Source organism: Streptomyces sp. JNUCC 64, assembly GCF_054484115.1.
Map to the genome: position 1 here is coordinate 5508167 of NZ_CM137015.1, position 13233 is coordinate 5521399.

The following is a 13233-nucleotide window of genomic DNA, read 5'->3' on the forward strand; positions in this document are numbered from 1 at the left end:
CGGTTCCCGGCCGGTTCGTTCGGGTGGTGCGGCTCACGCCGTCTCGGTCGGCCTCGGCGCGTGTTCCTCGTGCCAGTCGTCGATGGCGGCGACGCGGTCCAGCGCCGCCCGTTCCTCGGCGTCGGTCACGGCGCCGTGCTCCGCTTCGAGTCGCTCGGCCAGCTCGCGCAGCCGGTCCATGGCGTCCTGGTGGGCGGTGGCGGCGGTAGCGATGCGGTCGGACGCGCCGCTGGTGTCGACGTGCTCCCTGATGTGTTCCACCAGTTCCTCCGGCGTGGTGATGGCGGTCTTCCGGGTCCCGTGCTTCGAGTGTGGCGGGCCTCTGGTGCGGCGGGTGGAGTCCGGGGCGCCCGGCGCTACCTTGACGGGGGTGAGCGTTCAGTCAGGAAGCGACCAGTGGGATCCAGGCGATCGGCCTCGGAGGGTCGTGGATTCCGTCCAGGGTGGCCAGTCGTCCGCCGTCAGCCGCGATGAGGGCCCGGCCGGTCGGGCCGTTCCGTCGAGGGCCCGGAGATTCGTCCCCCGTCAGGAGTTCGCCGCGCTGTCCAGGGGTGCACCCGATGTGGACGTCGACGTGTTCCGTGCCGATCAGGACGCGGCGGTTGACGTGTGGCCGGGTGGTCCCGGTGTGGCCGTCGCCCGGTTCTCCGTCGGGCCGCGTGAGTCCGGAGGGCGGTCGGACGCGCGGCGGCGCCCGTAGGCCCGCCGGGCCCTGGGTCGCGGAGGTCGCCCGGCCGGGGCTGGACGGGCATGTGACCGGCGGGTAGCGTGAGGGCTGAGCAAGCGCTTAGTCCGTGGTCCGCGTGCCCGTTCCCGGGCCCGGCCGGAGTCCGAGGAGACGCCGTGCGCCGCACCATCTACGACGAGGACCACGAGGCGTTCCGCGCGACGCTCCGCGACTTCATCGAAGCCGAGGTCGTCCCCGTCTACGACGAGTGGTTCGCCGCCGGGCAGGTCCCCCGGGAGTTCTACGGCAAGCTCGGTGAGCTGGGCGTCTTCGGGATCGAGGTGCCCGAGGAGTACGGCGGCGCGGGGCTGTCCACGTTCAAGTTCGAGGCGGTCGTCACCGAGGAGTGCGCCCGCGCGGGGGTCTCCTTCGGCGGCAGCGGCGTGCACGTCATGCTCTGCCTGCCCTACCTCAAGGCGTACGCCACCGAGGAGCAGAAGCGGCGCTGGCTCCCCGACTTCGCCACCGGGCGCGCCATGTACGCCATCGCCATGACCGAACCCGGCACCGGCTCCGACCTCGCCGGCATGCGCACCACCGCGAAGCTCTCCGAGGACGGCACCCACTACCTCCTCAACGGCTCCAAGACCTTCATCACCGGCGGCGTCCACGCCGACCGCGTCATCGTCTGCGCCCGCACCGCCCCCGCCACCCCCGACGACCGCCGTCACGGCATCTCCCTGTTCGTCGTGGACGCCCGCTCCGAGGGGTACGCGGTCGGCCGCAAGCTCGACAAGCTGGGCCTGCGGGTCTCCGACACCGCCGAACTGTCCTTCACCGACGTCAAGGTGCCCGTCGGGGACCTGCTGGGGGAGGAGCACCAGGGCTTCTCCTACCTCGGCCAGAACCTCCCCAAGGAACGCCTCGGCATCGCGGTCGGCGCCTACGCCCAGGCCAAGGCCGCCGTCCGGTTCGCCCTGCGGTACGTACGGGAGCGGAACGTCTTCGGGCAGCCCGTCGCCTCGTTCCAGAACACCAAGTTCGAACTGGCCGCCTGCAAGGCCGAGGTGGACGCCGCCGAGGCGGTGGTGGACCGCGCGATCGAGGCGTTCGACGCCGGGGAGCTGACCGCCGCCGAGGCCGCCTCCGCCAAGCTGTTCTGCACCGAGGTCGCCCACCGGGTCGTCGACCGCTGCCTCCAGCTCCACGGCGGCTACGGCTACATGAACGAGTACCCGATCGCCCGGCTGTACGCGGACAACCGGGTCAACCGGATCTACGGCGGCACCAGCGAGGTCATGAAAATGATCATCGCCAAGGACATGGGGCTCTGAGCGGCCCGCCATGTCCGAGGCACTCCAGTCGCTCGTCGACCTGCTGGACCTGGAACGGATCGAGGAGGACATCTTCCGGGGGCGCTCGCACGCCTCCGTGGTGCCCCGGGTCTTCGGCGGGCAGGTCGCCGCGCAGTCGCTGGTCGCGGCCGGGCGCACCGTCCCCGCCGACCGTCCCGCGCACTCCCTGCACGCCTACTTCCTGCGCCCCGGCGACCCCGGCGCCCCCATCGTCTACACCGTCGACCGCATCCGCGACGGCCGCTCCTTCACCACCCGCCGGGTCGTCGCCGTCCAGCACGGACAGCCCGTCTTCCATCTGTCCGCCTCGTTCCAGGTCCACGAGGAGGGCCTCGAACACCAGGCGCCCATGCCGCCGTCCCCCGACCCGGAGACGCTCCCCACCGCCGCCGAGACCTTCGAACGGTACGCGGACGCGTTGCTGCCCGGCGTCCCCGAACGGATGGCGGAGGCCCGCCGCGCCATCGACCTGCGCTACGCCGGGGAACCGCCCTTCGGCTCCCCGGGCGAACCCCGTGAGCCCCGGTCCCAGGTGTGGTTCCGGGCCAACGGCAAGCTCGCCGACGATCCGCTGCTCCACGTCTGCCTCGCCACCTACGTCTCCGACATGACGCTGCTCGACTCGGTGCTGCTCGCGCACGGCCGGGGCGGTTGGGCCGTCGGTGACGTGGTCGGCGCCTCGCTCGACCACGCCATGTGGTTCCACCGCCCGTTCCGCGCCGACGAGTGGCTCCTGTACGACCAGGAGTCCCCGTCCTCCTCCGGCGGCCGGGGGCTCGGCCAGGCCCGCATCCACACCCGGGACGGACGGCTCGTGGCCACCGTCATCCAGGAGGGCGTCATCCGGGTGCCGCGTCATGAGACGGGTCCGGTCGGCGACGGGTAGGTCGTTGTCGTCGCTCCGCTGACCCTGCCGGTCGGTCCGTCGCTCCGTCGGCCCTGCCGGTCGGTCCGCTGGTCCTGCCGGTCGGTCCGTCGGTCGTCGGCCGCCTTCAGTCCTCCGCCGGGGGGTCCGCCGTGGGCGTGGGCGCGGGGGGCCGGTCGGCGGGGTCCTCGGTGGACCCGGTGTACGTCCACCGGCCGATCTCCCGGTACACGGAGTCGTACACCGTCTCCCCGGTGCCCGGGGCCGGCGGGTAGTGGTGGAGATTGCCGCCCCAGTACCGCAGGACGCGGGAGAGTTCGCGGACGGTCTCGTCGGGTCCGCCGTCGGGGACGTTCACTTCGAGGACGAACTTCAGGGCCACGGCCGGTTCCTCCCGGAGGGTTCGGATGCGTTCGGGGCCCACTTCGTGAGGACTCCGTGGGCTCCTTCCATCGTGTCATTGGACGGCCCTTGGGGACTTGGGGCGACGAGTCGGCGTCACCGTACGGGCGCGGGGCGCGTCAACCCTCAAAGGGGGGTCAGGGGGCCGGGGCGGCGGGCCCCGTCCGGCCGGTGGATCCTTCCGCGTCCGACGGGTTCCCGGCGGCACAATGGACGGCATGCCGATACCCGGGACACCCAGCCGTGCCGACCTCGTCGACCATCTGATCCGTACGCGCATCACGGGTGACGTGGCCACGCCGCGCGAGAACAACCTGGAGCACTACCGCCGGCTCGCCAACGGGAACCGGCACTACTGGTTCGGCCTGGAACTCGGGGACCGGTGGACGGACGAGCAGGACGTGCTCGCCGTGATGGCCGAGCGGTGCGGGGTGAGCGACGACCCCCAGCACCGCCAGGGCCAGGACACCATCGACCCGGAGCTGACCGTCGACGGACTGGACCGGCTGGCCTCCCGGCTGCGCAAGGCCGCCGCCGGACGGGAACGCGTCCTGTTCGCGACCGGGCACCCGGGCGGGCTGCTCGACGTGCACCGGTCCACCGCCGCCGCCCTGCGCGCCGCGGGCTGCGACATCGTCGTCGTCCCGGACGGGCTGTTCGCCGACGAGGGCGCCGTCTTCCAGTTCGCGGACGTGGCGATGCTGGCGGCCGGGGCGACGCTCTGGCACACCCACTCGCCCGAGCCGATGAACGCCGTCCTCGACGGGCTGGAGCGGACCGGTCAGGCCCCGCCGGACCTCGTCGTCGCCGACCACGGCTGGGCGGGCCGCGCCGGACAGCGCGGGCTCGACTCCGTCGGGTACGCCGACTGCAACGACCCCGCCCTGTTCATCGCGGAGGCGGAGGGCACCGTCCAGGTCACCGTCCCCCTCGACGACCACGTCCGCAGCCCCCGCTACTACGACCCCATGGTCGCCTACCTGCTGGCCGCGGCGGGGCTCACGGCCGCCGGCTGACGCCTCGTCGGTCGGCGCTTGCCAGTCGATGCCTCGTCGGTCGACGCCTCGTCAGTCGGCGGGGCGTCAGTCGACGGGCGTCAGTCGACGGGGCGGGCGGGCCCCGGCGTCGGGTCCAGGTACACCCGGGTGACCACCGGGAACCTCTCCCTCAGCCGTCGCTCGGCCTCCTCGCACGCCCGCTCCACCTGCGCGGCCGTGGACACGTCCCGGAAGTCCACCTTCGCCGCGACCAGGGCGTCCCCCGGCCCCCGCAGCAGGGTCGTCAGCTCCAGGACGGCGTCCACGTGCGGGTCCGCGAGCAGCAGCGCGCGGACCTCCCGCCGCACCGGCGCGGGCAGCGGCCGTCCGATCAGCAGCGCGGCGTTGGAGCGGCCCAGCTCCCACGCCACCCCCAGCAGCAGCACCCCGATGCACAGCGAGGCCACCCCGTCCCAGGTCCCCGAGCCGGTGAGCTGGCCGCCGAGGAGGCCGCCCGCCGCCAGCAGCAGCCCGGCGAGGGCCGCCACGTCCTCCAGGACGACCGCCTTCACCGCGGTGTCGGGGGTGTGCCGCAGATAGCGGCGCAGCGGGACGCCGTATCCGCGCGCCTCCCCGCGCGCCTGGCGCACGCCCGTCCGCAGCGAATAGCCCTCCAGGACGAACGCGACGCCGAGGACGAGGTACGACAGCAGCGGGTCGCCCGGTTCCTCGCCGTGGGTGAGGGTGTGGACGCCGTCGTACACGGCGAAGACGGCACCCCCGACGAAGGTCGCGACCGCCGCGAGCAGCGCCCAGAGGTAGCGTTCGGCGCCGTGGCCGACCGGGTGGTCCTCGTCGGCGGGCTTCCGCCCGCGCTTCAGGGCGGTGAGCAGCAGGAGTTCGGTGACGGTGTCGGCGAGGGAGTGCGCCGCCTCGGAGAGCATCGCGCTGGAGCCGCCGGTCAGACCCGCGACGGCCTTCGCCACCGCGATGCCCAGGTTGGCCGCCGCCGCCACGAGTACGGTCGCGACGCTTTCTCCGGCTCCGGCTCCGGCTCCGGCTCCGGTTTCGGTTTCGGTTTCGGCTTGGGTTCCGGTTCTGGCTTGGGCTTCGGCATCGGCCATGGCTTCCGCTTCGGCTCCCGCTCCTTCCCCCGCTCGGGATCCGTGCCCGTTCCGGTCCCGGTGACCGGCGCGGTCCGGGGCGTCCCCGCCACCCGCGCCCGCGTCGCCCCCGTCGCCCTCGCGTTCGCCCGTACCGCCCGTGTCCGGGTTCGTGTCCTCGTGCCCGGAGTCGGGCCGGGCGGCGGGGTTTTCGTCCATGAACGCGCAGTATGCACCAGCGGTGTCGGGTGGGGACGGGGCGACGCGGGGCGTCGGTTCACCCGAACCGTACGGGCAGCTCCACCAACCCCCTGAGCGTCAGGGCCGGGCGCCAGCGCACCGACTCCGGCGGGACGGCCAGCCGCAGCGCGGGCCGGTGCGCCAGCAGTTCGGTCAGGGCGGTGACCGCCTCGATCCGGGCGAGCGGCGCGCCCGGGCAGTGGTGCGCCCCGTGGCCGAACCCCAGATGGCCGGACCTGCCGCGCCGGGGGTCGAACACCTCGGGCGCCGGACAGCCCGCCGGGTCCCGGCCCGCCGCCGCGAGCGACACCAGGACCGTCTCCCCCTTCGCCACTGCCGTGCCGCCCACCCGGGTGTCCTCGGCTGCGTACCGGAAGATCGCCGCACTGGCCGGGGAGTGGAAGCGCAGGGTCTCCTCGACGACCCCGTCCAGCAGTCCGGGGTCCCGGCGCGCGGCGTCTAGCAGCTCCGGACGGCACAGCAGCGCGTACACCGCGCTGGAGATCAGGTGCACCGTGGTCTCGTGCCCGGCGACCAGCAGCAGGAAGGCCATGCCGAGCAGGTCCAGGGGGGCCAGCGGCTCCCCGGCGTCCGGCGCCGCGAGCGTGCTGAGCAGGTCGTCCGCCGGACGGTCCCGCTTCTCGGCGAGGAGTCGGCCCAGGTGTTCGGCGAGCGCGCCGGTCGCGACGGCCCTGGCCTCCTCCGTCTCCGGGGTGAGGAGGTCGCGCGTCCAGGACCGCACGGCGTCCCGGTCCCCCTCGGGCACCCCGAGCAGCTCGCAGATGACCGTCACCGGCAGCGGCGCGGCGAAGGCGGACACCAGGTCCGCCTCGCCGGACCGGGGGAGCGCGGCGACCAGGTCCGCCGCGATCCGCCGCACCCGGGGCCGCAGGGCCTCGACCCGGCCGGGGGTGAAGTGCCGGGCCACCCGGGCCCGTAGCGCGGTGTGCTCGGGAGGGTCGGACTGGAGCATGTTCCGGCCCAGCGCGCCGATGTCCCCGGCGGGACGGTTCGCCGCGTGCCGCACGTCGTTGCGGAGCGCCGGGTCGGTCAGCGCGGCCCGGGCGGCGTCCCGGCCGACGACCAGCCAGACGTCACCGGCCTCGGGCACGCGCACCCGGTGGACGGGTCCGAGGCGGCGCAGCGCGTCGTGCAGGGGGGAGGGGTCGAGGTAGGGGTCGGTGCCGACGGGGGCGAGGTCCGCCAGGGTCGGCGCGGCGGCCATCGGGCAGGACGGGGAAGGGAGCGAGGGCGGGGGAGGCGGCGCGGGTGCCGGGGGCGGCTGAGGCGGCTGGGGCGCTGGGGATCGGCGGGGCGGCGGGTATCGCCGGGGTGGCGGGGACGACGGGGGCATGGCTCCTCCGGGTGGGTGTGGGCGCCGTGGGCTGATGAGGGCCTCGTCGGCGGAGACGTGTCGGCGAGGCCGTGGCGAAGACGGCGGCGAAGGACGGGACGAGGGTGAGGGGAGGGGTGAGGGTGAAGGGAGGGCAGGGGGCGGAGGGCGAAGGTCGAGGGCGGAGGGTGGAGGGCAGAGGGGGAAGAGCGAAGGGGTGAAGGGTGAAGAGGTGAGGGGGAGGTGAGGTGGAAGCGGGGGAGTGGAGGTGGTGAAGGCGCCAGCCGAGGTGTGCCGAGGTGTGCCGAGGCGGGCCTGACAGGAAATGGGGAGTGCTCCCCGTTTTTGGATGCTAGCCGTCCCCGTGTCCGCGTCGCCAGGGCGGGCGGTGCGGGTGGCGTCATCCAGCCGTTCCGGCGGGCCCGCGCGCCCCGGTTCCGACGGCGCCGACCGCGCGACCGGACGGGTACCCAACGTCATCGGCGCAGGTCCAGGGCGTTCGGCCCGGCCCCGTGGCCACGATCGTGTCCGGTGTGCGCCACACTGGACCATTGGCCGGGTCTCGCGCCCCGGCGCCGCCCGGCGCCCGGACCACCCGGCCCGCACCACCCGCACCACCCCGCCACGAGCGTCCGGCGGCCGTCACGGCCCGGGAAACCCCCGGCCACCAGCGGTCCCGCACCGCACCACACCCGTAGGAGGAGTCCGACGATGAGCACCACCCAGAACCCGGCCGAGGGCACCCCCGCCGCCGTCCCCACCGGACCCGTCGGCCCCGTCGGCCCCGTCGACTCCTCCCGGATCCCCCGTTACGCGGGCCCCGCCACCTTCGCCCGGCTGCCCCGCCTCGACCAGGTCGGCGCCGCCGACGTCGCCGTCGTCGGCGTCCCCTTCGACACCGGCGTCTCCTACCGGCCCGGCGCCCGCTTCGGCGGCAACGCCATCCGCGAGGCGTCCCGGCTGCTGCGCCCCTACAACCCCGCGCAGGACGCCTCCCCGTTCGCCCTGGCCCAGGTCGCCGACGCGGGCGACATCGCCGCGAACCCCTTCGACATCCACGAGGCCGTCGACACCATCGAGGCCGCCGCCGACGACCTCCTCGGCACCGGCGCCCGGCTGATGACCCTCGGCGGCGACCACACCATCGCCCTGCCGCTGCTGCGCTCCGTCGCCAAGAAGCACGGCCCCGTCGCGCTGCTCCACTTCGACGCCCACCTCGACACCTGGGACACCTACTTCGGCGCCGAGTACACCCACGGCACCCCGTTCCGGCGCGCCGTCGAGGAGGGCATCCTCGACACCTCCGCCCTCTCCCACGTCGGCACCCGCGGCCCGCTCTACGGCAAGCAGGACCTCACCGACGACGAGAAGATGGGCTTCGGCATCGTCACCTCCTCCGACGTCTACCGCCGGGGCGCCGACGAGGTCGCCGACCAGCTCCGCCAGCGCATCGGCGACCGTCCGCTCTACATCTCCATCGACATCGACTGCCTCGACCCCGCCCACGCCCCCGGCACCGGCACCCCCGAGGCGGGCGGCATGACCTCCCGCGAACTGCTGGAGATCCTGCGCGGACTCGCCTCCTGCAACCTGGTCTCCGCCGACGTCGTCGAGGTCGCGCCCGCCTACGACCACGCCGAGATCACGGCCGTCGCCGCCTCGCACACCGCGTACGAGCTGACCACGATCATGGCCCGGCAGATCGCGGCGTCCCGCACCGAGGGCTGACCCGCCCGGCCGGTGTCCGGACCTCCGCCAGGACGTCCGGACACCGGCCGCGGCACCGACCGACGGATCCCGCCCCGCCCGGGCGGCACCACCACGGGGAGCGTGGCCGACCATGACGCACGACCACCACGGGCCGGAACTGCTGCCGACGCCCGCCCAGACCGAGGCCGCGCTGAACCCGCCGCCCGGCCGCACCGGCGGCGACCTCGTCCTGGAGACCCTCGCCGGGCTCGGCGCCACCACCGTCTTCGGACTGCCCGGCCAGCACGCCCTCGGCCTCTACGACGCGCTGCGCCGGAGCACCCTGCGGTACGTGGGGCTGCGGGTCGAGAACAACGCCGCCTTCGCCGCCGACGCGTACGGCCGGCTCACCGGCGAGGCGGCCCCGCTGCTGCTGTCCACCGGTCCCGGCGCGCTGACCTCGCTCGCCGCGCTCCAGGAGGCCGCCGCCGCGTCCGCGCCCGTCCTCGCGGTCTCCAGCCAGGTCCCCGTCGCGGGCCTCGGCGGCGGACGCCACGGCTATCTGCACGAACTCCGCGACCAGCGGGCCTCGTTCCGGGACGTCGTCAAGTCCGTGCACACGGTCCGCACCGCGTCCCAGATCCCCTCCGCCGTCGCCGCCGCCTGGCGGTCCGCGCTCACCGCGCCGCACGGGCCGGTCTGGGTGGAGATCCCCCAGGACGTACTCACCGCCCCGACCGCGATCCCGCAGGTCACCGGGGTGGACGCCACCCCCGACGAGGTGGTGCCCCGGCCCGAGCTGACCGCCGTCGCCGCCGAACTGCTCTCCCGGGCCGAACGCCCCGCGATCGTCGCGGGCGGCGGAGTGGTCCGCTCCGACGCCTCCGGCAAGCTGCGGGCCCTCGCGGAGAAGCTGGGCGCCCCCGTCGTCACCACCTTCGGCGGCAAGGGCGCCTTCCCCTGGGACCACGAGCTGTCCCTCCAGTCCTGGCTGGAGGACCGGCACGTCACCGAGTTCCTGGAGGACGCGGACGTCCTCCTCGTCGTCGGCTCCGGCCTCGGCGAACTCTCCTCGAACTACCACACCTTCCGCCCCCGGGGCCGGATCGTGCAGATCGAGGCCGACCCCGGAAAGCTGGAGGCCAACCACCCCGCGCTCGGTGTCCACGCCGACGCCCGGATCGCCCTCGGCGCGCTGCTGGAGACCGTGCGGCCCCGGCCCGCCGGTACCGCGCCCGCCCGCGTCCGCGCCGTCCTCGACGCGGTCCGGGCCCGTCTCGACGGCCAGGGCCTCACCCGGGAACGGGACCTGCTGACGGCGATCCGGACCGCCCTGCCCGACGCGGCCCCCTCCTTCTGGGACATGACCGTCCTCGGCTACTGGGCCTGGTCCGGGTTCGACGCCCGCCGCCCCAACACCATGCACTCGGCCCAGGGCGCCGGGGGCCTCGGCTACGCCTTCCCGGCCGCGCTGGGCGCCGCCGTCGCCGACCCCTCGTACCCGGTCCTCGCCGTCTCCGGCGACGGCGGCGCCCTGTACTCGGTCGCGGAACTCGCCACCGCCCGCCAGTACGACCTCGACGTCACCTGGCTCATCGTCGACGACGGCGGCTACGGCATCCTGCGCTCGTACATGACGGACGCCTACGGAGGCCCCGCCGAGGCCGCCCCGATGGACCTGCCGGGCCCCGACTTCGCCGCCCTCGCGGAGTCCTTCGGCGTCCCCGCCACCCGCACCGCCCCGGACACCCTGGCCGCCGACCTGTCCCGGGCGCTCGCCGCCCCCGGGCCCTCGGTGGTGGTGCTGACGGTGCCGCCCGGCGGACTGAGGATGTTCGCGCCGACCCACACGTAGGCCCGGCCGGGGCGGCGCGGCCGGGCGGGGTCAGCCCGCCGCAGCCCGCCGCCAGTCCCGGGCCAGCAGCCCCAGCAGCACCTCGTCCAGGAACTCGCCCAGCACCCAGGCCGAGGAGCGCAGCACGCCCTCGCGGACGAAGCCGTTGCGCTCGGCGGCGCCCAGCATCGCGGCGTTGTCGGCCAGCGTCTCGATCTGGAGCCGGTGCAGACCGCGCACGGCGAAGCCGTAGTGGCACATCACCGCCACCACGTCGGTGCCGTACCCCTTGCCGCGCGCGGAGGGCAGCAGGCCCAGCCCGATGTGCGCGCCCCGGTTGTGGGTGTCGATGCCCCACAGCGTGGCCTCGCCGACCAGGGTGCCGCCGTCCAGCTCCACGACCGAGAACTGGACCACCTTCTCCGCCGTCTCGTCCACCATCAGCCGGGGGTCCTTCGACCCGGGGGCCAGTGGCCGCCACGGCCCGCCCTCGGCCCGCGAGCCGGTGACGGCGTCGTTGTACAACTCGTCCCGCAGCGACGGGACGTCGTCCTCGTAACGGGCCCTCAGCCCGACCTTCTCGCCTTTGAGCATGGGGACCGTCCTATCCGGAGGGGACGGACGGCGGCAAACGGTTAAACGCTTCCGCACGGGCCGGGCGGCGGCGGCCGGGGTGACGGGGGCGGCCGGCCGGACGTTGACTCCGCCCGTCGCCCGTCGCCCGTCGCCCGTCGCCCGTCGCCCGTCGCCCGTCGGCCCGGGCGCCGGTCCCGCCCCGTCGTCCGTCCCGTCAGGGCCCCGTCCCCGTCAGCGCAGGATGCCCTCGACTCCGGACGCGGGGATCACGGCGAGTCCCTCGGTGGTGACCCCCGTGGCGGTGCCGGGGAGCCGCAGGGAGCCCTTCCGGCCGGTCGCGTGGAGGTCCGCGTGGCCGTCGAGGTCGGTGTCCGCCAGCCGGACCGTGGCGCCCAGCGCGTCACCCCGGGCGACCGCGCCGGGCACCCCGGGTGAGGAGCGGTTCAGATACCGGGCGTTCCGGCCGGAGAGCCCGCCCGGCACCCCCGGACCGCCGCGCAGGACGTGCACCGCCCCGGCCCGTGCCTCGCCGCCGAGCGCCTCGCCGGGCGCGCCGACCGCCAGGTCCGGGTAGCCGTCGCCGTCGACGTCACCCGCCGACAGGGACGCGCCGAAATGGTCGCCGGGCTCCGGCAGACCGGCCACCCCGGGCGTGCCCTGGGTGATCCACCGGTAGGTGCCCGTCACGTCCTCGGCCCCGCCGTGCCACACCGTGATCCACCCCTTCCCGTCGGCGGCGCGGGGGGTGCCGATGACGACCTCCCCGTCGCCGTCCCCGTCGAAGTCGGCGACGAGGCCCTCGCCCATCTCGTCCTCGACGGTGTCCAGGGCGATGCTCCGGCCCTGGACGAGTCCGGTGCCGCCGCCCCGGAAGAAGCGGGCCCGTCCGACGAGGCCGCTGTCCCGGGGGACCGCCCCGAGGACCACCAGGTCGGTGGCCCGGTCGCGGGTGACCCGCCCCGCGATCAGCTGGGACGCGTAGAAGCGGCCCCGGTCGACGAGGACCGGCTCCACCTCGACGGCGCCGGGCGCGTACCGGCCCTGGAAGACGAACGCGTCGGAGGACTCGACGGCGGCCAGCTCCACGTCCCCGTCGCCGTCGAAGTCGCCGGTGGCGAGGTCGCTGCCGAACATGTTCCACGCCTGGCGCCCGGCGGACGGTACGGAGGTGCCGCCCGACAGCCCCTTCGGCGAGCCCCACAGGATGACCACCGCGCCCCGCCGGTCCCGGCCGCCGATCGCCTCGCCGATCGCGGAGACGGCCAGGTCCCCGTATCCGTCGCCGTTGAAGTCGGCGGCCCGGCGCACCCCGCCGAAGAGGTCGCCCGCCTCGTCGGCGCCCGGGACGCCGGGGCTGTCCTGGTCGATGAGCCGGACGGTTCCGCCCGGCCCGCGCGGGGTGCCGTGGACGACGCGGACGGCGCCGCCGGGGCTGCTGGTGGCCGCCGACGCGTAGTCCCGGTACCCGTCGCCGTTGAAGTCGTCGGGGAGGGGGGCGCGGGAAGTGGTTCCGTGTCCTGCGGCTCCTGCGGCTCCTGCGGCTCCTGCGGCTCCTGCGGTGCCGGTGGCTCCTGCGGCTCCTGCGGCTCCTGCGGTGCCGGTGGCTCCGGTGGCTCCGGTGGCCTGGACGGCTGCGGCCTGGGCGGGCGGGGCCGGGAGCGCGGCGGTGAGCGCGGCGGCCGTGACGGTGGCGAGGACCGCCAGGACGGGACGGGCGGAACGCCGTCCGGGACGTCCCTGGGGTTCGGGGCGGGCGGGGCGGAGCGGTCTGCGCATGGTCGGCTCCCGGTGACGGAGGAGGAGCGCCGCGTCCGGCGGGCGGGGAAGGGCGGCGGGGCGCGCTGGCACTCAGGAGGACGGCCCGGGCGGAGGGACGGTTGTACCGCCTTCCCGACGCCTTCCCGGGCCGGGGGAAGCGCGGGGAGGCGCGCGAGGCGCGTACGGGGGCGCGTCGGCCGTGACGGGTGGCCCCGGCCCGGCGGAGCCGAACGGGTCCAACCGGGGCGAACGGATTTTGGTTAACCGTGCAACCGTTCGGGCCGGACGGTGGTCCAACACACGCGAACCACCGGAAACGGGGGACTTCGCCCTCGGGCGGACCGCCCGGCGTCGCCCGCTCGCGGGACGCGCCGGCATGGGGGGACGTCGAGGCATCGGACGTCGAAATATCAGGACATCGTAACGGTTGGGGG

The 13233-nt window shown here is 75.1% G+C and carries 11 protein-coding genes; 5 read left to right on the forward strand and 6 right to left on the reverse strand.

Annotated elements, in window-relative coordinates:
• Positions 1 to 33: 33 nt before the first annotated feature.
• Positions 34 to 261, reverse strand: a complete 228-nt coding sequence (locus tag ACVWNX_RS22940; protein ID WP_454409521.1) for a hypothetical protein — start codon at positions 259 to 261, stop codon at positions 34 to 36.
• 582 nt (positions 262 to 843) lie between these two features.
• Between ACVWNX_RS22940 and ACVWNX_RS22945 the strand changes: the two genes are divergently transcribed.
• Both ACVWNX_RS22945 and ACVWNX_RS22950 read left to right on the forward strand, forming a co-directional pair.
• A complete protein-coding gene (locus ACVWNX_RS22945; RefSeq protein WP_454409522.1) occupies positions 844 to 2001 on the forward strand; it encodes an acyl-CoA dehydrogenase family protein in 1158 nt (385 codons plus the stop codon).
• A 10-nt stretch (positions 2002 to 2011) separates the two neighbouring features.
• Positions 2012 to 2908 carry an acyl-CoA thioesterase gene (locus tag ACVWNX_RS22950; RefSeq protein WP_454409523.1) on the forward strand — a complete coding sequence of 299 codons (897 nt, stop codon included), beginning with the start codon at positions 2012 to 2014 and terminating at the stop codon, positions 2906 to 2908.
• A gap of 106 nt (positions 2909 to 3014) precedes the next feature.
• On the opposite strand, the gene ACVWNX_RS22955 is transcribed toward ACVWNX_RS22950, so the two are convergent.
• A complete protein-coding gene (locus ACVWNX_RS22955; RefSeq protein WP_454409524.1) occupies positions 3015 to 3269 on the reverse strand; it encodes a hypothetical protein in 255 nt (84 codons plus the stop codon).
• A 238-nt stretch (positions 3270 to 3507) separates the two neighbouring features.
• Here ACVWNX_RS22955 and ACVWNX_RS22960 point away from each other — a divergent pair, with 238 nt between their 5' ends.
• Entirely contained in the window at positions 3508 to 4305 is a 798-nt protein-coding gene (locus ACVWNX_RS22960; protein WP_454409525.1) for a phosphatase, read from the forward strand.
• 80 nt (positions 4306 to 4385) lie between these two features.
• On the opposite strand, the gene ACVWNX_RS22965 is transcribed toward ACVWNX_RS22960, so the two are convergent.
• Positions 4386 to 5390 (reverse strand): cation diffusion facilitator family transporter, encoded by a 1005-nt coding sequence (locus ACVWNX_RS22965; protein ID WP_454414893.1) that lies wholly within the window; start codon positions 5388 to 5390, stop codon positions 4386 to 4388.
• Between the two features lie 256 nt (positions 5391 to 5646).
• Entirely contained in the window at positions 5647 to 6834 is a 1188-nt protein-coding gene (locus ACVWNX_RS22970; RefSeq protein ID WP_454409526.1) for a cytochrome P450 family protein, read from the reverse strand.
• Between the two features lie 819 nt (positions 6835 to 7653).
• On the opposite strand from ACVWNX_RS22970, the gene speB reads away from it, so the two are divergent.
• Both speB and ACVWNX_RS22980 read left to right on the forward strand, forming a co-directional pair.
• Entirely contained in the window at positions 7654 to 8670 is a 1017-nt protein-coding gene (speB, locus tag ACVWNX_RS22975) for an agmatinase (protein WP_454409527.1), read from the forward strand.
• 112 nt (positions 8671 to 8782) lie between these two features.
• Complete coding sequence (locus tag ACVWNX_RS22980; protein ID WP_454409528.1) at positions 8783 to 10486, forward strand: thiamine pyrophosphate-binding protein; 1704 nt, start codon at positions 8783 to 8785, stop codon at positions 10484 to 10486.
• A gap of 30 nt (positions 10487 to 10516) precedes the next feature.
• On the opposite strand, the gene ACVWNX_RS22985 is transcribed toward ACVWNX_RS22980, so the two are convergent.
• Positions 10517 to 11059: a GNAT family N-acetyltransferase gene (locus ACVWNX_RS22985; RefSeq protein WP_454409530.1), complete on the reverse strand. Its 543-nt coding sequence runs from the start codon at positions 11057 to 11059 to the stop codon at positions 10517 to 10519.
• A gap of 213 nt (positions 11060 to 11272) precedes the next feature.
• Positions 11273 to 12817 carry an FG-GAP and VCBS repeat-containing protein gene (locus tag ACVWNX_RS22990; protein ID WP_454409531.1) on the reverse strand — a complete coding sequence of 515 codons (1545 nt, stop codon included), beginning with the start codon at positions 12815 to 12817 and terminating at the stop codon, positions 11273 to 11275.
• Positions 12818 to 13233 lie beyond the last annotated feature (416 nt).

Excerpts from the sequence above, each read along its gene's own strand:
- speB (WP_454409527.1), top strand. The coding sequence starts at position 7,654 with ATGAGCACCACCCAGAACCCGGCCGAGGGCACCCCCGCCGCCGTCCCC.
- ACVWNX_RS22990 (WP_454409531.1), bottom strand. The coding sequence starts at position 12,817 with ATGCGCAGACCGCTCCGCCCCGCCCGCCCCGAACCCCAGGGACGTCCC.
- ACVWNX_RS22960 (WP_454409525.1), top strand. The coding sequence starts at position 3,508 with ATGCCGATACCCGGGACACCCAGCCGTGCCGACCTCGTCGACCATCTG.
- ACVWNX_RS22980 (WP_454409528.1), top strand. The coding sequence starts at position 8,783 with ATGACGCACGACCACCACGGGCCGGAACTGCTGCCGACGCCCGCCCAG.
- ACVWNX_RS22985 (WP_454409530.1), bottom strand. The coding sequence starts at position 11,059 with ATGCTCAAAGGCGAGAAGGTCGGGCTGAGGGCCCGTTACGAGGACGAC.
- ACVWNX_RS22970 (WP_454409526.1), bottom strand. The coding sequence starts at position 6,834 with ATGGCCGCCGCGCCGACCCTGGCGGACCTCGCCCCCGTCGGCACCGAC.
- ACVWNX_RS22965 (WP_454414893.1), bottom strand. The coding sequence starts at position 5,390 with ATGGCCGATGCCGAAGCCCAAGCCAGAACCGGAACCCAAGCCGAAACC.
- ACVWNX_RS22950 (WP_454409523.1), top strand. The coding sequence starts at position 2,012 with ATGTCCGAGGCACTCCAGTCGCTCGTCGACCTGCTGGACCTGGAACGG.